The sequence below is a fragment of the Rivularia sp. PCC 7116 genome (assembly GCF_000316665.1).
GTDB lineage: Bacteria > Cyanobacteriota > Cyanobacteriia > Cyanobacteriales > Nostocaceae > Rivularia.
Window position 1 is genome coordinate 3,574,847 of record NC_019678.1, and the last position, 21,799, is coordinate 3,596,645.

Consider the following 21,799-nt stretch of genomic DNA (forward strand, 5'->3'; position numbering starts at 1 on the left):
CATCTCCGGAAATGAAGTTTTATTCCAGTAATCACAAGGGTTTCAAACTAATTATCGGAGAGGTCTATTCCATCTTGGAGAGCATAAGCAGCCTCCCAACTATTAAAGATACGGAAGTAGTGATAGGCTGCAATACTAACAACCACACCCGAAATGACTATAGCGGGTTTATATTTATCACCCACTTCAGACTTTGCGTTAAAGAAAAATAGGGCTGCTCCAATCATTGCTGCAATGCATAAGGATAGTGCATTGTAGACTAAATCAAATTGGCTTGAAGAAAGTGAGGGAGGGATAGATGCTAAATAATTAACCATTGAAAGTTTTAATTCTTTGATATGTGTGATGTCTGCATTAAAAATTAGATGCCCAAAATATAAGCGTCTAATTAGAATAAAGTCGAATTTTCAATTACCGAGAAATTGACTGTTTCCTCACAGGGATAATACATAGTAAGTACTGTAAATAACAAGTTTTTCAGACTACATTTACAGTATTTTATGTACGGAAATGTACGTAGAAAAAAGATAGAATAAAAATAAACTATAATTTTTTTAATAGCTGCTTTATTCTCTACCAGTTGAGATAATTATAATTGTGTCATTTCCATTTTTTTATTAGATATTGATGGAATTTACTGTTAAAAAAGGTGTTTGAGGGAATATTAACCAAGAGATGGTTAAATTTAAAAGTACCTCCCTTCATAGTTTTTATAATGTTTACTGTATTTCTATTAGTATATTTAAATCGTCTTTAACAAAATTATTCCATTTAGTTAAACTAATATTTACCTTTTCATACCTAAATTTTTCGGGAGCATCTCAACTATTCCTTAATTTTCTCTAGCCATAGTATTTGTTTATATGTTTTCTGGTTTACTTGTACATTCTTAGTTACTTCAATAATATTTACTAAAAGAATATTCTTGGCTTCTATAAAAGCTGCGGTAAATGCTGTTGCTATTTAGAAGAAGCCATATTAAATAAATCAATTTATTAATAATCAAACAATAAAATATTGGAAAACGACAAAAGTTTTGAATTGTTACCACATCAACAGTTGTGGAATTTAGAATTTACTATTGCTGATGGTTCTTGCTGGCAAGTTATTGCGGTAACTCATAACCGAAAAACAATAATAGCGAGTTGGGTTGAGGGACAAACAACTGTGGGAATATTAAATTTATCGGGGAAAAGGCTTGCAAGTATCGCGGTTAAAGATGTGGTGGAATTGCTTGTTAATTTTTAAGTTTTTAAAAGTTCTTTTCGGATAATTATGAAGACGTAGCACTACTACGTCTTTAGATATTTTTACTTGTTCCTTCGAGCAGGTTGTCGTTAGAAAAAATGTAACCCACTATTCTCGATATAAAATTAAACATGATTGTTTGACTCAATTTAAACTGAATATACCTTTTCCTTAACTAATCAATGAAACAGTATAGATGTGTATTTTCACGTATTTTTTGTGAGAGATAAATCTTTCTCATCTAACTGTTTATTAGGGTAAATATATTAATATGGCTGGTCAGCTAAGTCACGACAAGGTGCGTTTTGCTACATTTAATGCTTCTTTGAATCGTAATAATGCAGGGGAATTAATTACCGATTTATCTACCCCAGATAACGAGCAAGCCAAAGCTGTAGCCGAAATCATTCAGCGAACAAATCCCGATGTTTTGTTATTGAATGAGTTTGATTATGATGAAAATGGGGAGGCGATCGCCAATTTCAAGCAGAACTATTTAGAAGTTGCTCAAAATGGTGTTGATGCTGTTGAGTATCCCTACGTTTATTTAGCACCTTCCAATACAGGTATTTCTTCTGGGTTTGATTTAAATAATGATGGTACTGTTGGCACTGAAAGCTTTGATTTAGCTAATGATGCTTTTGGTTTTGGTACTTTCCCCGGACAATATGGGATGGTATTGTTATCCAAGTATCCTATAGAAGAATCAGAAATAAGAACTTTCCAGAATTTTTTATGGAAGGATATGCCAAATGGGTTTTTGACTAATGACCCTAGTATTGACAATCCCGATACAGAAGTCAATGAAAATTTGAATGGGTTTTATTCTGCTGAAGAAATAGAAGTACTGCGTTTATCTTCTAAAAGTCATTGGGATATTCCGGTTAATGTAAATGGTGAAATTATTCACGTTTTAGCTTCTCACCCCACACCTCCAGTATTTGATGGTGAAGAAGATAGAAACGGTAAACGCAATCACGATGAAATCCGCTTCTGGGCTGATTATGTAACTCCTGGGAATGGTGAATATATTTATGATGATAGTGGTGAAACTGGGGGTTTAAACTCCGGTGCAAAATTTGTCATCATGGGAGACCAAAACGCTGACCCCAACGATGGTGACAGCACAGATAATGCAATTTTGCAACTATTAGATAATCCTCAAATTAATACTGCTGTTACTCCTTCGAGTGAAGGTGGAATTGATGCAGCGATTCGTCAAGGTTTGAATAATCTTACTCAAACTGGTAATCCAGCATTTGATACAGCAGATTTTGCAGAAGAAAATTTTGGTGGTCCTGGAAACATAAGAGCGGATTATGTTTTACCTTCTAATAATTTAGATATTGAGTCAGCTGGAGTATTTTGGCCAGAAGGTGATGAAGCTGAATTTGATTTAGTCGGAGATTTTCCTTTCCCCAGTTCCGACCATCGTTTGGTTTATGCTGATGTTGAGAAAACCAATGTTGACCGCAAAACTGTTTCTAATGTGAATTTCTTGGGAGAAGTTACTTTTCCTACTGGTTTACAGCTTGAGGAAACGGAAGTTGGGGGAATTTCTGGTTTAGCTTACGATGCTTCTAAGGGAATTTATTACGGATTATCTGACGATAGAAGTCAAATCAATCCCGCTCGTTTTTACGATATATCCATTGATTTAAGCGACGGTTCTTTGGATGATGGGGATATTAGCTTTGATAGTGTTACTACTCTTTTAGATGAAGATGGTAATGCTTTCCCAGAGTTCAGTCTCGATCCAGAAGGAATTGTTCTCACCAAAAATAATACTTTATTTGTTTCTTCTGAAGGGGATACAAATCAATTAATCAATCCTTTTGTTAACGAGTTTTCCCTAGCTGGACAAGAAATTGGTGAATTACCAGTACCAGCGAAATTCCTACCTACAGCAAACCAAAGCAGCGGAATTCGCAACAATGCTGCTTTTGAAAGCTTAACTATTACTCCCGATGAACGTTATTTATATACTGCTGCTGAAGATGCACTTTTCCAAGATGGTGAAAGAGCAGATTTAGATAATGGTTCTTTGGTAAGAATTGCTAAATACGATTTACAAACCAGAGAAGTTGTTGGTGAATTTGTTTATGAATTGGATGAAGTCGCTGAAGTACCAGAACCTGCTGATGGTTTTAAAGTAAATGGTTTAGTCGAATTACTTGCTACTGATAATAACGGTAGTCTTCTAGCTCTGGAGCGTTCTTTTTCTGTAGGAAAAGGTAACACGGTTAAACTTTACGAAGTCCAAACCCAAGGTGCTTTAGATGTTAGCGGTGTAAATGATTTATTCCGTGAAGAACCTTTAGAAGATGATGGAGAAATTTTAGCTCCTGGTGCTTTTGAAATTGATCCAGCGGTTAATAAGCGTTTGTTGGTAGACTTTGCTGATTTGGGAATTACTCCCGACAATTTAGAAGCTTTGGCTTTTGGTCCTACATTACCAGATGGTAGTCAAAGTTTAATTGTTGCTAGCGATAATAATTTTAACGACACTCAAACAACTCAGTTTCTTGCTCTTGGTTTAGATTTCGATACTACTCCCGCAGTTCTTCCCACTGTAGAAACTCCTTACACCATTGATAACGAGGAAGTTCTCGAACCAAAACCGTTAAATATTCTGTTGGTTAACGATGATGGTTTTGAAGCAGAAGGCATCGAAGTCATGTATGATGCTCTTGTCGCTGCTGGTCATAATGTTACCTTCGTTGCACCAAAGGAACAGCAGAGCGGTAAGGGAACTTTAATTAATGTAGATAATCTGGGACAACCTACAGAAGTTGTTGAATTTGAACCAAATAAATGGTATATAGATGCTTCTCCTGTAGTTACAACTTTAGCTGGGTTAGATTTTGTTCTTAATGGTGAAGAACCAGATTTAGTTATTTCCGGGATTAACGAAGGGGAAAACGTTGGTGCTTCTGTTGCGATTAGTTCTGGTACGGTAAGTGCAGCAACTACCGCTACTCGTCGGAATATTCCTGCAATTGCTGTCAGTGCTGGAACTTTGCGAGATGCTGCTTTTAATGTTGACGAAGCAGAATTAGAGAAAGCTTATCAAACAGGTGCTGATACAGTTGTTGATTTAGTTAAACAACTCAGCCTTTACTCTAGCGCTAGTGATAATAGTAAACTAATGCCAGATGGAGTTGGTTTAAATGTCAATATTCCTCCGGTTGTAGATGATATTGAAGGTATTTCCTACACCAAGTTAGATGGAACTGGTACTTTCAACTTGTTTGTAGATGAACTTGCTCCCGATGTTCCTGGTTTACTTTTCACTCAGGGAGAGGAAATAGAACCTTCAGAAATTACAGTTGAAGATTCCGAAGGACAAAACTTCCTTGCTGATTTTATTACCGTAACTCCTATTGATGGAGATTGGACGGCGAGTGATAATGTCCGTCAAACTTTGAGCGATAGAATTGAATCTGCTCCCGAAAATCCCACAGCAACACCTTTAAATATTCTGCTCACCAACGATGATGGTTTTGATGCTCCTGGGATTGAAACTCTCTACAATCAACTTACTGCTGCTGGTCATAATGTAACTTTAGTTGGTCCTTTTGAACAGCAAAGCGGTACCGGAACAGTACTTGATGTAGATAAAATCTTCCAACCTCTTGATATTACCAATGTTGGAGGTGATAAGTGGTATGTAGATGCTGGAGTTCGTACTACTACCTGGGCTGGTTTAGATTATGTCTTAGATGAACAACCAGACTTAGTAATTTCTGGGATTAATGCAGGTGAAAATATTGGACCTGGTGGTGCGGTTTCTTCTGGTACGGTAAGTGCAGCAGTTACAGCATTATTAAGAGAAGTACCAGGAATTGCAATTAGCGGTGGAATTGATTTCGCTACTTTTGAAACTCCCGATACCACTTACGATATTGGTGCTGATTACCTTGTAAATTTAATTGCTCAACTTCAAGCAACTCAAGGTGAAGATGATTTCATTCTTCCTGACGGTAAAGGTTTAAGTATTAATATTCCTACTCGTTTACCAGATGGTGTAGATGAAATTCAACCTGCTGTATTTACAAACGCTAGCGACACCGAACCATTTAATATTGATTTTGGTCCTGTAGATGAAGATGGTAACGTCGGACTCAGATTTGCTCCAAACGCAATTCCTACAGAACCCAATCCCACATCAGAAGGAGACCAATTCTTATCAGGTTTCATTACCGTTACCCCAATTGACGGAGATTGGACAGCACCCCAGAGCGAAAGAGAAATCGCTGAAAGTATTTTAACTGCTCCAGAACCAGTTTTAGCTGGTGATTCTGACGACCCCGCAATTTGGGTAAATCCCGATAATTCGGCTGAAAGTATTGTTATCGGAACTTTGAAAGATGGTGGTTTAGCTACCTTTAATTTACAAGGAGAAATTCAACAGGTAATTTCAGCACCAGGATTTGGGGAACAAGCTTTATTAGGGGAAAACGAGAACCAAGAATTTGAAGAATTTGGCGATAGCGAAGCGCTGCTGCAAGCAGAACGCCGTTTCAACAACGTTGATATTATCTACAATTTCCCTCTAGCATCAATGATAATGGGTGGGGAAACAAAAGTTGATTTAGCGGTTGCTTCCGATAGAGAAAATGACACTTTAGCTATCTTTAGTATTTCCGAAAACGGTCAACTAAATAAATTACCTACACCACAATTAGATGATGCAGAATTTTCAATTTTTGGTGTAGATGATGGGGAAGCAACGGCTTACGGTTTAGCAACTTATACCAGTCCGGTTTCTGGAAAATCCTACGTTTTCGTTACCCAAGCTGACGGTAATAAAGTTGCTCAAATCGAATTAACTTCTAAATTAGGTCCCGCTGACGAACAATTAATAGAAGCAGAAGTTGTTCGTACTTTAGAATTACCAACACCCACAGGTGATGCAGAAGATTCTCAATCGGAAGGAGTTGTAATTGACCAAGAACTGGGTTTCCTTTACGTAGCGCTGGAAGACCAAGTAGGTATACTCAAGTTCTCTGCCGAACCAGATGCTGGTAGTGATTTTACTGTAGTTCAATCTGTAGATGCTGATTACCTAACTCCCGATATTGAAGGTTTATCAATATACTACGGTGACAACGGAACTGGTTATTTAATTGCTAACAGTCAAGGTGATTCTTCCTATGCTGTTTTCAGTCGTGAAGGTAATAACGAATATTTGGGTAGTTTCGTTGTTGGTGATAATAACGGAATTGACCAAGTAAATGAAAGCGATGGTTTAGATGTAATTAACGTACCTTTGGGTGAAGAATTCCCCAACGGATTATTAGTATTACAAGACGGAGCAAACGACCCGCAAAATGCTGTTGAAGATGATGAAGAATTAGAAAATAACAGCACCAACTTTAAATTTGTACCTTGGGATGGAGTCGCAAATTCATTCGATAATTCCTTACAAATTAACACCAGCAGCTATGACCCACGCAATCCAAAACCACAATCCTTAATTAACGGAATTGCTAGCGGTGATACCACCCAAAATTCTACAGTATTGTGGGCGCGGAGTACATTCGTGGGTGAAGTCACCTTTGAATATTCCACTGACGCAGAATTCAATTCCGTTATCGGAACAGTTACCGCAAACGTAGAAAACACTAACGTTCCCGTCAAAGTTGAAATTAACGGTTTAAATCCAGGAACCGAATATTATTATCGCGTTACCGATGCTGCTGGCGATAGTGCAATCGGTGAATTTGAAACTTCTGCCGAAACTGGAACAAAAGCAGGTTTACGCTTTGGTGTTGCTGGAGATTGGAGAGGTGAAATTTCTCCTTACCCCGCAATTAGTAATGCCTCGGAAAGCGATTTAGCATTCTTCGTCGAACATGGTGATACAATATACGCCGATTATGGTTCAGCCGCAGTCCTGAACGAAGATGGAAGTTTCAAAGAACAAGCGGAAACTCTTGACGAATATCGCGCTAAACACGGTGAAGTTTACGGAACTCGCTTCGGTCAAAATACCTGGACTGATTTACGCGCTTCAACCTCAATTCTGGCTACAATTGACGACCACGAAGTAATTAACGACTTTGCAGGTGGAGAACCAGCTGCTGACGATGCTCGTTTCCCAGAACAAGCGGGTTTAATTAACGATACAGAACTCTACGAAAACGGACTGCAATCTTTCCAGGAATACAACCCCCTACGGGATGAATTCTATGAAAATACGGGTGATGAACTTACCGAAGGCGAGCGCAAACTATATCGTAACAATACTTACGGTAGCGATGCAGCAGTAATTACCCTTGATAACCGTTCCTTCCGCAATCAAGCCTTAGACAATCCTGATGCAACCACATTAGGCATAGACTTAGCATCAGGAGTTGACCAAACTACTGCTTTCACCAACTTTGTAGTTAACGAAGTACTTCCTTTTGAAACTGCTGCATTTGACCCCACTCGAACAATGTTGGGTCAGCCGCAATTAGAAGACTTAAAGCAGGATTTACTCAAAGCCGAACAAGACGGGACAACTTGGAAGTTCGTCATGGTACCCGAGCCAATGCAGGCTTTGGGACCATTGCTTGGACCTGCCGACCGTTTCGACGGATATCTTAACGAACGTACCGAAATTCTCCAGTTTGTTGAAGATAACGACATTGATAACGTCGTATTTATCGCTGCGGATATTCACGGAACTTTGGTTAATAATTTAACTTACCAAGAACAACCTGGTGGTCCGCAAATTGCTACTAATGCCTTTGAAGTTACCACTGGTTCTGTAGCTTTTGATGCACCATTTGGTCAAAGCGTTACCAATGGTGCAGCACAACTTGGTTTTGTGACTCCCGAACAGCTTCAACAATACAACAGTTTACCCATACTCAATGCACCCGCAGGTGTTCCCAGCAAAGATGATTTCTTTACTCAATTGCTCAACGATGCAGCTTTAACACCATTCGGTTTAGACCCAGTTGGTTTAGAAGCAGATAGCGGAATTGATGCAGAATTAATCCAAGGTGGATATGTAGCAGCACATACCTTTGGTTGGACTGAGTTCGATATTAATGCAGAAACTCAAGCATTAACCGTAACCACATACGGTATTGAGCCATATTCCGAAGAGGAATTACTGGCAAATCCCGAAGCAATTACCAGCAGAGAACCGCAAATAGTCAGTCAATTTGTGGTTAATCCTCAAGAAGTAGACCCATTAAGCGCTACTCTCATTGACACCAGCAATAAAGATGCAGATGGAAATGAGATAGAATTAATTGACCTCACAGCATACGCAGGTCAAACCGTAACAGCTAGTTATGAAATTAACCGAGAAGCTGATTACGACAACAACGTTTACTTCTATACAGTTGGTGACGAAGGTAAAATTGGCGAACTAGCACCTACAGATGGAACTGAGTATATCCAAGCTGCATTAAACAACGTTGTTAATTCAAGCCAAGGATTAACAACTCCCGACGAACAAATAACTATGGGAACCTTGGAAATAGCAGGTGGTGATATGCTTGGTGTTTTGATTGTTGCTGACGGTAATCTTAGTGAAGCTAAGAACAACCTTGATAGTGTAGAAGGAGTTTACTTCTCTTACATGGGAGCAAACACCGATAACGGAAGTTTCGACCACATCAAATTTGAGAATGGTATGTTCAAATTTGAAGACTTAGTTAACGGTGGTGATGAAGATTTCGACGATATTGAAATCAAGATGGAATTTACCGTGTAACTGTTTTATTGGTTTTCTTTAATTGAATTTAAACATCAATACCTAGTAAGTCATTCTTTCCTAGGTGTTGATGTTTGAACGAAATTAGCTACTGCTGATAATTATTGTTACTTTTATTTTGTGAGGAGTAAAAAGATAGTATGGTTGATCTGCTTATCATCGGTGGTAGCGATGCGGGTATTAGTGCAGCTTTACGAGCAAAGGAATTAGACCAAACAGTTAATGTCACAATTGTTGTAGCTGATAGTTATCCTAATTTCAGTATTTGCGGTATTCCATTCTATCTCAGCGGCGAAGTCCCGGATTGGCGTAATTTAGCTCACCGCACGGCAGGAGAAATCACTCAAACTGGTATCAATTTATTACTCAACCATAAAGCAGTAAGTATTGATTCCCAACAGAAAAAAGTTAAAGTAGTCAACGAAGAAAATCAAGAAAATTGGCTGACTTACGATAAGTTAGTAATTGGTACTGGTGCCGTACCCGTTCAACCTGCCATTGATGGATTAAATCAAAGTGGAGTATTTTTATTGCACTCGATGGCAGATAGTTTTGCAGTTCATCAACATTTAACTAGCAAAAAACCGCAATCAGTAGTAATTATCGGTGACGGATACATTGGTTTAGAAATGGCAGATGCTCTGACTCACCAAGGAATAAAAGTTACTGTGGTGGGACGTTCTCCCAGCGTCATGAGAACAGTTGATGCGGGTATTGGAAATTTGATTGCTGCTAAATTACAAAGTCATCAAGTTGAAGTAGCGTCGAGCGTTGAAGTTAATGCGATTCAACAACAAGATGGACAATTAGTAGTATTTGGAACTAATAATTTCCATAAAAATGCTGACATGGTAATTGTAGCGGTGGGAGTGCAACCATTAACCGATTTAGCTGATAGCGCAGGCTTGAAAACTGGTTTACGCGGTGCAATTCAAGTTAACCGCAAAATGGGAACGAATGTTCCCGATATTTATGCAGCGGGAGACTGTGTAGAAACTTTGCACCGTTTGTTAAACAAATATATCTATCTTCCTTTAGGAACTACAGCACATAAACAAGGTCGAATCGCAGGAGAAAACGCGGTTGGTGGTAATCGCGAGTTTGCTGGTTCTCTTGGTACTCAAGTAGTGAAAATTTTTGATATGGCTGTTTCCCGTACTGGTTTGCGAGACTCGGAAGCCAAAGATGCTGGATTTGACCCTTTAACAGTTGAATTTGAAACTTGGGACCACAAAGTTTATTACCCAGGAGCAAAGAAATTACACATTCTAGTTACCGGAGACAAGCAAACCCGAAAGCTTTTAGGAGCGCAAATTGCCGGACATTATCAAGGAGAAGTAGCCAAACGGATTGATATTTTTGCTACTGCCATATTCCATGATATGAAAGTTGAAGATATCAGCGAATTAGACCTTAGTTATACACCACCCCTTTCTAGCCCTTGGGACCCCGTACAGATGGCTGCTCAAGCTTGGGTAAAACAGCTTGCTTAAGTATTTCTATTGCTGCCAATCATATATATGGAGTATATGTATATAATTTTACTTATAAATCATTGCTGGCTGCTGTAAAGTATCACATAAAAAGATTTGCTTTTGTGATGCCAAACCATCTAGATTTATTGTTTAACGTATTAACCAGTATTGCCAGTCCTATCAAAGGCAAATTAGAGCGCAATGAAACGGTAATCAAAATATTAAAACAATTTAATTTGGCACCGGAGCATCCCCCGTCAGATTTTAGTGGAGTTTATATTTATGCTTTGGTTGAATATGGTGTTGGTAAACCAAAGTGTTTATTAGAATTTTTTCGTCAAGAGGATATTAAAAAAGCTTTTCGTAAAGCCTTTGACCACTACAATCCTTCAATTTTACTAGGTGAAGTGGAAGCTTTTCTCAATGCTTATGCTCTGGGTGATGAAATCAAAGAACTGCAATTAGATGTAATGCGTGAGGTAGCAGCTTTCGCTACTATTTTTATTGAAGTTGCGAAAAATTCTCGTACTTCTGCCGAAGTTTTAACTTCTCATCAAATAGCTTCTCTACATCAAAGAATTATTTTCGTACAAGAACAATTAGATAGATTACCGACGCTGGAAGGAATTCGTACCGAAATGGCTCGGTTAGCAGCGGGGGAAGAGGACAAGGGGAGTGGGGGAGGGGGAGAGGGGGAGAATGTATACCTTCAATCTCCTACTTCTAGTAATTCTACTTCAATTGCATTAGCTCAAGAAATGCGTGGTTGGTTTGAAACTTTGGGTTATCGGTTTGAACGTTATGAAGTTTGGCAGAATGACTACTTTGAGTGGATTATCAATATTCCGGTAAGACGTAACCGATATGACCGCGTGCTTGTGCGTGGAATGACTGGGGAAGTTGGGCTTAAAGATGTGCAAGCTTTGGATTACAAAGTGTCGGAACAAAAAACAGATGAAGGTTGGTTGGTAACTGATAGACGTATTAGTAAAATTGCGCGGGATGAAATTGAGAAGCAAGAGAACGAACATTTGGAGTGTTTTACTTTTGATGAACTTGTAGCAATTGATGCGGATTTTAGCGGTTATCTCAATTGGTTGGAAGCAGAAGTTAAACGGCGAGGTATCGATAAAAATTATGTCCCTTTGCCTTGTACTAAGGAAGAATTAGATCCGGTTAGCAAACGTACCATTGGGGTTAGTCGTTATACAGAAGAAGATGGTTGGATTGAAGGTTATATTGACCGTTGGTTGGATGACCCAGCCAAGGAGCATATTTCAATATTAGGTGAGTTTGGTACAGGTAAAACTTGGTTTGCTTTGCATTATGCTTGGGTAGCACTGCAACGATACAAAGATGCACAGCACAGGGGTGTTCAACTTCCCCGCTTACCTTTGGTGATTCCGTTGCGAGATTATGCCAAAGCGGTAAGTGTGGAGTCGCTGTTTTCCGAGTTTTTCTTTCGTCAATATGAAATTCCCATACCCGGATATTCAGCTTTTGAACAACTCAACCGCATGGGTAAATTATTGCTGATATTTGATGGTTTTGATGAAATGGCTGCTCGGATAAACCGTCAGGAGATGATAAATAATTTTTGGGAATTAGCCAAAGTTGTTGTTCCTGGTGCCAAGGTGATTTTAACTTGTCGCACAGAACATTTTCCCGAAGCCCAGGAAGGAAGGGCTTTGTTAAATGCGGAATTACAAGCTTCCATTGCGAATTTAACAGGAGAAACACCGCAGTTTGAAGTGTTGGAACTGGAGAAGTTTGACGATAATCAAATCCGTCAGGTGCTTTCGTTACAAACAGAACCACGGACTGTTGAACTTGTTATGGGTAATTCCCAACTGCTGGATTTAGCCCGTCGTCCTGTTTTAACCGAATTAATTTTAGAAGCATTACCAGATATTGCAGCGGGTAAACCTGTAGATATGTCGCGGGTTTATTTGTATGCTGTGCAACGGAAAATGGAACGGGATATTAAAGCCGAGCGTACTTTTACTTCCTTAGCAGATAAGATGTATTTCCTGTGTGAATTAGCTTGGGAAATGCTTTCAACCGAGCAGATGAGTTTGAATTATCGCTTGTTTCCCGATAGGATTCGACGGTTGTTTGGTTCCGTAGTGCAGGAAGAAAAAGATTTAGACCACTGGCATTATGACATGATGGGACAGACAATGCTGATTCGTAATGCCGACGGTGATTATACTCCAGCCCATCGTTCGCTGTTGGAATTTTTTGTTGCATATAAGTTTGCGGCAGAGTTGGGAGTGTTAGCGGATGATTTTACTGAATTAGTAAAAGCGCAATCTTGTTTGGATGGGAATCCTGCATCTGTTGACTATACTTGGTCTGGTTATTTTGAGCGTCAGTTGGATGAGAATGGGTGTAGTTTGGCTATAGCTCCACTAGGGAAGTTTATTAGCGAACCGTTGGAGAAATTGAAGGAAACTTTTGGGCGATCGCCATTAACGAAAGCGGTTTTGGATTTGTTAATGGGGATGGTGGGTAATATTGAATCGTTGATTAAAGTTATTGAGCAAACGCGGGGAAAAACAGATTCGGAAGTTGCTTATGTTGGTGGGAATGCAGCGACTTTGGTGGTGAAGGTTAATAAAGCTGCTTTGGAAGGGAAGGATTTATCGGGTACGTTGGTGAAGGGAGCAGATTTTAGTGATGCGAGTTTATCTAATGTTAATTTTCAAAAAACAAAATTAGTTGAATCTACTTTTATAAAACCTTTTGGTTTAGTTGTATCTCTAGTTTTTAGTCCAAATGATAAGTTACTGGTGACTGGTGGTGCTGATGGAGAAATTTGTTTATGGGAATTAGATTCAGGTAAACAAATTTCTAGTATTAGCGCACATAATGATTGGATAAGTTCAGTAGCTTGCAGTCCAGATGGAAAGATTATTGCTAGTAGCAGTCGTTCAAGCGTTGTAAAATTATGGGATGCAACAACTGGAAAATGCTTAAAAATTTTACGAGGGCATAAAGATTTAGCGCGGGAAATATCTTTTAACTCTAATGGTACTATTCTTGCAAGCAGTAGTGATGACCAAACAATAAAAATTTGGGATGTTAATACAGGACAATGTATTAATACTTTGGAAGGACATACTAGCCCCATATGGAGGGTAAAAATTGCCCCAAATAATAAAATTTTAGTTAGTGGTAGTTCAGATTCCTGTATTAAAATTTGGGATATTTCTAAGGGGATTTGTCTTAAAAACTTAGAAGAACATCAGGATAGTATTCTTTCCATTACATTTAGCCATGATAGCCAAATATTTGCAAGTGGAAGTAAAGATAAAATTATCCAAATTTGGGATACAAACACAGGTAAATGTATAAAAAACTTAATTGGTCATAGTGGTACAATACGTTCTTTAGCTTTTAGTAAAAACAATAAAACTCTTTTTAGTGGAAGCACGGATTCTACTATAAAAATTTGGTCTGTTAATGATGGAGAATGCTTAAAAACAATAACAGCGCATAATTCTAGAGTTAGAAAAATTGCTCTCAATTCAAAAGGTGAAATACTCGCAAGTTGTAGCGATGACCAAACAATAAAACTTTGGGATGCTAACACCGGAGAATGTATACAAACTTTACAGGGATGTAGTCATTGGGTGGTATCTGTCACAGTTAGTCTTGATGGTAAAACTATTATTAGTGGTAATAATAACAAAACTATAAAATATTGGGATATCAATACTGGACATTGCTTCAAAACATTAAGAGGACATGATAGATGGGTTGGTGAAGTAACCATAAGTCCTGACGGTAAAATCGTGGCTAGTAGTGGTGGCGATCGCACAATCAAAACTTGGGATTTCAATACGGGAAATCATCTGAAAACTCTACAAGGACATCTTCATCCAGTATCAGATGTCGTTTTTAGCTCAGATGGTTTAACTCTTGCTAGTGGTAGTCACGATAGAACTATCAAATTATGGGAAATTAAAACGGGGAAGTGTGTAAAGACTTTGAAAGGACATACTTATTGGGTGAACTCAGTTGTATTGAACCCAGATAACAAAATCATAATTAGTGGAAGCAGCGATCGCACTATAAAACTATGGGATATATCTAGCGGTAAATGTCTGAGAACTTTAGAAGAACATAATGCTGGTATATTCTCATTAGTAATGTCTCCCGATGGAATAACCCTAGCAAGTGGTAGCGGAGATGGAACAATAAAATTGTGGAATATCCACACGGGTGAATGTTTAAAAACTTTGCAGTTAAAAGATAGCCATTGTGGAATATCATCAATCAAATTTAATTCCGATGGTTCCTTAATTGCTGCTGGAAATATTGAAGAAACAATCAAAATATGGGATGTTCGTAAAGGGAAATGCATCAAAACATTAAAAGGTCATACAAATAGAGTTACATCAGTTGCTTTTACCCCAGACGATAAATTATTAGTCAGCGGTAGCTTCGATGAAACAATCAAAATCTGGAATATTCAAACAGGTGAATGCATCAAAACCCTCAGCAACAAACCCTACGCAAACATGAATATCACCAATGTAACAGGATTAACCCCAGAACAAAAGTCCTCACTCAAAGCATTAGGTGCAGTGGAAAATAATTGAAACTAATGGTTTGTGCCATTCCTGTCGAAGTTAGCGATAGTAATAATTGCAACTTCGTCCTCAACCCCACACCCGACGCAAATTCAAGACGAAACCTGGTAATACTTTATCACCGGATAACGAATCGGGATTTTCTAACACTTCCACAGCAGAACCTGGTCGATAAATTTCTACACGTCGCGATTGTGGATCTAGCAACCAGCCCAATTTTGCACCATTATCAATATACTCTTTCATTTTTGCTTGCAACGATTCAAGCTTATCTGAGCTAGACCGTAATTCAACCACAAAATCAGGACAGATGTTAGCAAAAGTTCCTTTTTGTTCTGCATTTAATGCATCCCATCTTTCTTGAGAAACCCAACAAGCATCGGGGGAGCGAGTAGCACCATTGGGTAAAATAAAGCCAGTGGAAGAATCAAAAGCTTTACCCAAATTCTCGTTTTCTTCGTACCAACGATATAGCTGTCCGCTAATGCTGAGATTGCGTTGTCCTGTTTCCCAGCCAGTAGGTGGATTCACAATTAATTCTCCCCGTGCGTTTCTTTCCAGTTTTAAATCTCGGTTTGCTACTGCTAGGATTGCAAACTGTTCTTGAGTTACGTGCAATCCAATCGACAATGGCAAGTTAAGCGGTAGGATTTGGTTTTCTGGAGTTGTGGGTATCTGTACCATCTTGACCTCTTGAGGGAAAGCGGAATTTTTGGAAAGATGTTTACCCTATTAATTAACATATTCTATCGTCCCAGAAGCCCATTAAAATACTCAACCCGTTTTGATTATTAGTATATTTGTATTGTAATATTGATAAGGTGAAGCCTCTATCATCCATCTATGCTGGAATTAACTAAAATCCAAACGATAGCCGAATCATATTCTCCTCAAGAACTATTTGCTGCGTTAGTTTGGCAGCGTCAATTCAACGATTTTGACGGGGAACAAGTTATTACTGACTTATTGCAACATAATAATTTATGGGAAAGCTTTTTATTTACAAAACCGATTTTTGCCCCGGACGAAAATGGTTTGAGTTTTGGTGGTGTGATTGATACTCTTGCTGCAATGGCTAATTATCGTCCAATGCCAGAAACCAGTATGATCCATTTTGTTGCTTATCCCGCAGATACTCTATACGTTCTCACAGAAAATCAAGACACCAAAGTGTCTCAGCTTGTAGACTTGGGTAAAAAGTGGCAAGCTGATTCGGTAGAAGTAACCGATGGTACTGATACGCAATACACTTATAGACTCAAGCGTATGCTGAGATATCGATTTGAAGAAGCGTTATGGGGAAATGAGAATAAGGAACAGCGGGATGCGGTTGTTGTTTCTTATTGGTGGGATTAATTTAAAAAGACTATGAACGTAGAAAATAAAAAACGCCTATACCGGACATAAAATCTATCTCCATTTGTTAATTTTATTACAGTGTCAAAGCATTAAAATATCTTTGATTATTTTCCCATCTTAGAATACATCTAACCTTTAAAATTAAATTAAAAAGGATTAATTTTGGAAGGGTGTTATGAGCGAATATCAATCAGGCCGAATTCTTAGCATTAGATAAACCGCTAACTGCTACAGAAAAGCGATTCATTGAAAGTCTTTCTAGTAGAGTACAAATAACATCTAACCAAGCAATATTTGTTTACAATTACGGAGATTTTCGTGGTAATCCCCAAGAAGTTTTAGATAAATGCTTCGATATGATGCTGTACATGGCTAATTGGGGTTCTCGTCAATTGATGTTTCGTTTTCCCAAATCTTTAATTAATTTGGCAGTATTAGAACCTTACTGTATAGAAGATTTTATTACAGTTTCAACAAATCACGATTCTGTAATTTTAGACATAAATATTAGTGAAGAAGATGGTAGTTGTTGGATAGAAACTGGTGAAGGTTATTCCAGACGGTATGGTATCGCTACGGGATAAAATATTGCAAGGTGATTATCGGTGTTTATATCTTGCTTGGCTAAAAGCTGCAACAATTTATTTTGGCTTTGAAGAAGAAGATTTACTTGAACCTCCCGTACCTCCCAATTTAAGTAATTTATCAGCTTCACTTTCGTCTTTTATTGATTTTTTTGAGATTGACGAAGACTTGATTTCAGTTGCAACTTCAGCAAGTGATTTCCAGGAAGAGGAAGAAGAAGAGTTAGAGGATTTGATAGCAGAATTGAGCGAACAAGAAAGAAATGATTTATTAATTCGACTTCTTAAAGGTGAATCGCATCTCGCCCTACAATTAACTCATAGACTACGGGAATTATCTGGTAAAAATTCAATAAATATTGACAGTAATACAAACAGACGTACTTTGTCCCAATTATTAAGATTGGCAGAAGAAAAAAACAATCAACGACTTGAAGAAGAAAGAGAATTAGAACGTCAAGCTAAGATACAAAAATTAGAAGTATTGGCAAAGAAAAAAGATAAAGTTTGGGAGCAAGTATTTGAAGCAATTTCACTTAAACAAGCCAAACCTTACGACCAAGCTGTTGCTAATTTGATTGATTTACGGGATTTGGCTGAGTACCAAGGAAAGTTAGAAGAGTTTCAAGCTAGCATTAATCAAATACAAAAAGATTACAGTAAACGTCCAGGATTGATATCGCGGTTAAAGAAAGCGAGGTTGTTAAATAAGTAGAAATATTTACACGCCTATTTTTTGATTGAAATATAATCAGAAGTAATGTTTATTCGTTGCGTTTGAAAGCTCTTGTTTTTAATAAAATCATCATATGTTCTAACTGTTCGTAAACATCGGTTCTTCAGCTAATTCCATTGAATTAAGCGTAGTGGAGCGGTTTCTTTCTAATAATTCCTCTAACCTCGACTGAGCTTGAGGTGAAACTTTAAAAGCAATTATTTCTTCTGGTGTTGGGCGCTTGATTAATAAATCAAGAACTTCTTGATAAACTATGGGGATATCTGTAGGCTCAGTTTGAACTGTCTTACTCATGTTTTTCGGTACATTTGCAACATCTAACAATTGCCTGTCTTCAATTCGGGTAAACGATTTTGCGCCATGTTCCAGACCTGTTCGCATCTTCCGTACTAAATTTGAATTGTTAATTCTGCCATTGCCTGGGGTTTTGTCCTGTCAGCACTATCTTTATATGTTAATTATAGCTTTAGCTTTTACGCAGGGCGCTATGTAAAGTTAATCCGGCTCCCGGAACTCCATCAAAGCGAGTTACGTTAAATTATTCTTCTGTAATTGACTTTTGAATAAGACAAACTATTCTCAAGAGGAACAGATAGTTTTGGCAATGTTAGTATTAAAAGTAATAAAAACAAGCAACATCTAACAACCAATGGCAACGCAAAAAGTCACGGTTGAACTCCCACAAGCTATTTTTCAGCAATTGGCTCGTATTGCTCAAGCAACTCAGCAGCCTTTGGAAACTTTGGTAGCTCAAAGCATCGTCAGCAACTTACCCCCTACACCCGACAATGCACCGCTAGAAATTCAGGAAGAACTTCTGCAAATGCAAATTTGGAATGATGAGGAATTATTGGCGATTACCTCCGGTAGAGCTATCTCTTTCAGAGACGCTTCGCGAACGCTTAACGCCAACAGTCAAATCACCTCGGAGCAGCAAAAACGCCACACAGAATTATTGGAGAAAAATAGCACAGTCGAGGAGCTAAACAAAAGCGAACGTCAAGAACTTAGTGAATTAAGAATAAAAGCAGACCGTTTAATGTTACAAAAAGCTTATGCTTGGTCAGTTCTCCGCTGGCGAGGACACAAAGTACCAAATTTAAACGAAATGCCCGTCTAGCTCATGGCTATTTCCGAAACAAATCGTTCTGAAGTTATAACTCGGGCTAATTATAGGTGTGAGTATTGCCAAACCAACTCCCGATTAATTGGAATGCCATTGGTTATGGAACATATTTTGCCTAAAGCTGCTGGTGGGGGAGATGAATTCGAGAATTTGGCAGCTTCTTGTTATAGATGTAACGAATTTTTATTGGCGCAAAAACCCACGCGATTGACCCGCAAACGAGCCGGTTAGCTGCATTGTTTAACCCCAGAAAACAATCATGGCAAGAACATTTTAATTGGGTGAATGGTGGAACCCATGTTGCTGGTACAACTCCTACAGGCAGAGCAACCGTAATTGCTTTACGACTAAATAATGATTATTTGACTGAGGCAAGAGCGTTATGGATTGAGAGCAATTGGCATCCGCCATCATAAATGTTTGTTTTTATAAATTATTTACTCTTCAAAATTAAAGCATTAATTTTTTCATTATCAATATTTATTCCATTACGTTCTAAGTATGGACGTAAATTAATTTGAATAAACAAATCTTTTAATTCTTCAGCAATTTCTTCAGGACGATTTCCTGATAAAGCAGTTGCGATTAAACGTTCTGCTGCTTTAAATTCTCCACAATCTACCGCCAGAGTTGCCGCGCTGCGATGTAAAATTGAACGGCTCGGTTCTGCATCTAATTGAGGAGCTATTAATGCAGCAGCAGCTTGCTCGTTCTCAAATGCTTCTCGAATCAGTTGCGAGGCTTGTTCTAAGTTACCTTGAAGTTTAGCGGTAAAGGCTGCTTCCGCCAAATCCATCGCTGTGGTATGTTTTTCTTGAATTTGACTCATTTCTTTTATAGAGGTGTGCTTTCCGTGTTCTGAGCCGAATTCAGCCGTTCTCAAATCAGGAAAGCAAGTTTTTCAGTACATTTTTATAGGTTTTCTCTATCTAAGTATGCTTGTAAATCTTTGATATTAGAAAAACTGAAGAACACTTCACCTAAAGCTTCTAATTGTTCTGCTGATAAATTTTCAATCTGTTGCATCAATGACGAATCAATTTCGCCAAAACGACCATTAATCATAAGCCTGACTAATTTAAATGCTTCTTTGTATACAATATCTTGGTAAATAACTGACTGCCTCATAATATCCTCCGGTAAAAATTGGCGAATTAAATCAGAGTTCAAATCGTAAACCAGCTAAAATCCCTAAACACCCAGTTATGTTTTGTTGTTCTCTTATATCTGAAATTGTAGCTACTGTTTGAGCAACTTGGTTTAGTAATGCTGTGGGTGAGACCACTCGGCGGTGTCAGTTTCTGTCCCGTCGTTAGCGAAGCGTCTCCGAAGGAGATAGTGGCGAACCCGGAGGGTGAATCAGTTTTTGTTAAAGGTGCTAAAGGTAAAAGTCCACGTTTATTGAGAAATAATGCCGAATCCTGCTCCCATAGACGGATTACACCTTCTTCGGTGGATTGTTGTTTCGTCGCGATATTCTTCAGTAAATGCAATTTCGTTGGTAGTTTCCTGCAAAAATATTACTACTTGTGTGACAGGACATTTGTATGTCCGTTTTAACCTGAAGGAATAGTCCCCCATCCTAAAGGGAATCTGATTGGTTACTATGCTTTTAAGTTAGCTCAACTGTCTGGTGTTGTTTCAACAGAATAAGTTTGGAATTATTTGAGTTTATTATGCGGTGAAGCTAATGAGGATGAATCGAAGAAGGCTTCATTGGATGACTTTGTAAGTAGGTGGGCACAAATAAACCAAACTATGTGAAGATAAGTAAATACAGAAAATGTATCTACCTTTTGGACTTAATTATGGGCGCTCGTTTAAGGGTTTTTCTCACAAGGGAAGAAGACCAAACCTTGTTCAAGCTAAGAAATGCAGATGTTCCACAGAAAGTCAAAGACCGAGCAGAAGTTATTAGACTAAACGCACATGGGTGGTATGTAGAAAAAATAGCCGCTCACTTCAATTGGACTTCACAAACAGTAAGGGATGTCTTACATAGGTGGCAGAAACTAAACTTACCAGGGCTTTGGGATAAACCAGGTCGAGGAGGAAAACCGAAGTGGAAGGAAGGAGATATCATTTTTTTGGAAAAATGCCTTGAGAAAGAGTCGCGAACGTACAATAGTCGTCAACTTGCTCAAAAACTAGAATGCGATTAGCGAAGCTAAACGCCTGAAGGGCGTAACGCCAGATCAAACTGAGTCCTGACAGATTAAGACGGGTACTCAAAAAAAGGGGGTCACTTGGAAACGAACCAGGAAAAGCCATAAAGGAAAGCAAGACCCAATAGTACGATTGAATAAACAAGCAGACCTCGATATGTTGGAACTGGCTACCGCGACTGGAGAGATAGATTTGAAATACCTTGATGAATCGGGATTTTGCATGTGGAGTGAACCTAGTTACACATACTACTTTCAAGGTGAACAAAAACGTCTAGAACAAAGCAAACGTCGTGGTCGAAGATTAAGTATTATCGGTTTTCTTCAACCCCTAATCAGTTTTGTTTACGGTTTAGTTATTGGTGGTGTAAATCGCAAATCTTACATTCATATGATGGAGCAAGAAGCTATTGATGCTTCTATAACTGGGCGTACCAGAGTAGTAGTACAAGATAATAGCCCCATACATAGATGTAAAGAAGTCCAGCAGTTATGGTCAAAGTGGGAGCAGATGGGTTTATATATCTTCTTTCTGCCCAAATATTGCTCTGAGATGAACCCAATCGAATTAGAGTGGCAACATCTTAAAAAGGACGAAATATCGGGACGGATGTTTGATGATGAATTAGACCTCGCTTATGCCGTAATTGACGGAGTTGAAGCTAGGGGAGAAAGAGGAAACTACAGTACAAAACGTGTAAAATTTAGCTCAGCTTCTTCTGCTTAATACTTTGTTACATACTTGTAAATTTTTCTGCCCACCTACTTAGATAAACTTTTGATATTGCGAT

General features: G+C 38.4%; 14 protein-coding genes and 2 pseudogenes. 11 read left to right on the forward strand and 5 right to left on the reverse strand.

The window, feature by feature from the left end:
* Positions 1-47 precede the first annotated feature (47 nt).
* Positions 48-317, reverse strand: a complete 270-nt coding sequence (locus RIV7116_RS36460; protein WP_052330811.1) for a hypothetical protein — start codon at positions 315-317, stop codon at positions 48-50.
* 700 nt (positions 318-1,017) lie between these two features.
* On the opposite strand from RIV7116_RS36460, the gene RIV7116_RS14005 reads away from it, so the two are divergent.
* The 4 genes from RIV7116_RS14005 to RIV7116_RS14025 all read left to right on the forward strand — a co-directional run bounded on the left by RIV7116_RS14005 (position 1,018) and on the right by RIV7116_RS14025 (position 15,047).
* Positions 1,018-1,248 carry a hypothetical protein gene (locus RIV7116_RS14005; RefSeq protein WP_044290942.1) on the forward strand — a complete coding sequence of 77 codons (231 nt, stop codon included), beginning with the start codon at positions 1,018-1,020 and terminating at the stop codon, positions 1,246-1,248.
* A 271-nt stretch (positions 1,249-1,519) separates the two neighbouring features.
* Positions 1,520-8,965 carry a phytase gene (locus RIV7116_RS36465; RefSeq protein WP_015118954.1) on the forward strand — a complete coding sequence of 2,482 codons (7,446 nt, stop codon included), beginning with the start codon at positions 1,520-1,522 and terminating at the stop codon, positions 8,963-8,965.
* Positions 8,966-9,105: 140 nt separating this feature from the next.
* Positions 9,106-10,458, forward strand: a complete 1,353-nt coding sequence (locus RIV7116_RS14020; RefSeq protein ID WP_015118955.1) for an FAD-dependent oxidoreductase — start codon at positions 9,106-9,108, stop codon at positions 10,456-10,458.
* A 107-nt stretch (positions 10,459-10,565) separates the two neighbouring features.
* Positions 10,566-15,047, forward strand: coding sequence for an NACHT domain-containing protein (locus RIV7116_RS14025; RefSeq protein ID WP_044291819.1), 4,482 nt, complete (start codon positions 10,566-10,568; stop codon positions 15,045-15,047).
* Positions 15,048-15,107: 60 nt separating this feature from the next.
* Here RIV7116_RS14025 and RIV7116_RS14030 read toward each other — a convergent pair whose 3' ends face one another.
* A complete protein-coding gene (locus tag RIV7116_RS14030) occupies positions 15,108-15,722 on the reverse strand; it encodes a Uma2 family endonuclease (RefSeq protein ID WP_015118957.1) in 615 nt (204 codons plus the stop codon).
* A gap of 159 nt (positions 15,723-15,881) precedes the next feature.
* On the opposite strand from RIV7116_RS14030, the gene RIV7116_RS14035 reads away from it, so the two are divergent.
* The 3 genes from RIV7116_RS14035 (at position 15,882) to RIV7116_RS14040 (ending at position 17,696) form a co-directional block, all read left to right on the forward strand.
* Positions 15,882-16,394 carry a hypothetical protein gene (locus tag RIV7116_RS14035; RefSeq protein ID WP_015118958.1) on the forward strand — a complete coding sequence of 171 codons (513 nt, stop codon included), beginning with the start codon at positions 15,882-15,884 and terminating at the stop codon, positions 16,392-16,394.
* Positions 16,395-16,765: 371 nt separating this feature from the next.
* Positions 16,766-16,981, forward strand: a complete 216-nt coding sequence (locus RIV7116_RS36960; protein ID WP_232435799.1) for a hypothetical protein — start codon at positions 16,766-16,768, stop codon at positions 16,979-16,981.
* The gene (locus tag RIV7116_RS14040; RefSeq protein WP_232435800.1) at positions 16,941-17,696 is read left to right on the forward strand and encodes a hypothetical protein; all 756 of its coding nucleotides are present in this window, start codon (positions 16,941-16,943) and stop codon (positions 17,694-17,696) included. The genes RIV7116_RS36960 and RIV7116_RS14040 overlap by 41 nt, the downstream gene beginning before the upstream one ends.
* Before the next feature lie 99 nt (positions 17,697-17,795).
* Here RIV7116_RS14040 and RIV7116_RS14045 read toward each other — a convergent pair whose 3' ends face one another.
* Positions 17,796-18,098, reverse strand: a complete 303-nt coding sequence (locus RIV7116_RS14045; RefSeq protein ID WP_015118959.1) for a hypothetical protein — start codon at positions 18,096-18,098, stop codon at positions 17,796-17,798.
* A 268-nt stretch (positions 18,099-18,366) separates the two neighbouring features.
* Between RIV7116_RS14045 and RIV7116_RS14050 the strand changes: the two genes are divergently transcribed.
* Genes RIV7116_RS14050 through RIV7116_RS36970 form a run of 3 tightly spaced genes read left to right on the forward strand, consistent with a single transcriptional unit; the run spans position 18,367 to position 19,259 of the window.
* The gene (locus RIV7116_RS14050) at positions 18,367-18,837 is read left to right on the forward strand and encodes a hypothetical protein (RefSeq protein WP_015118960.1); all 471 of its coding nucleotides are present in this window, start codon (positions 18,367-18,369) and stop codon (positions 18,835-18,837) included.
* 3 nt (positions 18,838-18,840) lie between these two features.
* Entirely contained in the window at positions 18,841-19,074 is a 234-nt protein-coding gene (locus tag RIV7116_RS36965; protein ID WP_232435801.1) for an HNH endonuclease, read from the forward strand.
* Positions 19,075-19,079: 5 nt separating this feature from the next.
* Positions 19,080-19,259, forward strand: a complete 180-nt coding sequence (locus RIV7116_RS36970; RefSeq protein ID WP_232435802.1) for a hypothetical protein — start codon at positions 19,080-19,082, stop codon at positions 19,257-19,259.
* Between the two features lie 17 nt (positions 19,260-19,276).
* Here the strand turns inward: RIV7116_RS36970 and RIV7116_RS14060 are convergent, their stop codons facing one another.
* Both RIV7116_RS14060 and RIV7116_RS36470 read right to left on the reverse strand, forming a co-directional pair.
* Positions 19,277-19,672, reverse strand: a complete 396-nt coding sequence (locus RIV7116_RS14060; RefSeq protein WP_015118961.1) for a hypothetical protein — start codon at positions 19,670-19,672, stop codon at positions 19,277-19,279.
* Between the two features lie 83 nt (positions 19,673-19,755).
* A pseudogene (locus RIV7116_RS36470) lies at positions 19,756-20,436 on the reverse strand (Rpn family recombination-promoting nuclease/putative transposase); the annotation flags it as partial.
* A gap of 215 nt (positions 20,437-20,651) precedes the next feature.
* Here RIV7116_RS36470 and RIV7116_RS34965 point away from each other — a divergent pair.
* Positions 20,652-21,735 (forward strand): annotated as a pseudogene (locus RIV7116_RS34965) (IS630 family transposase).
* The last annotated feature ends 64 nt before the right edge of the window (positions 21,736-21,799 follow it).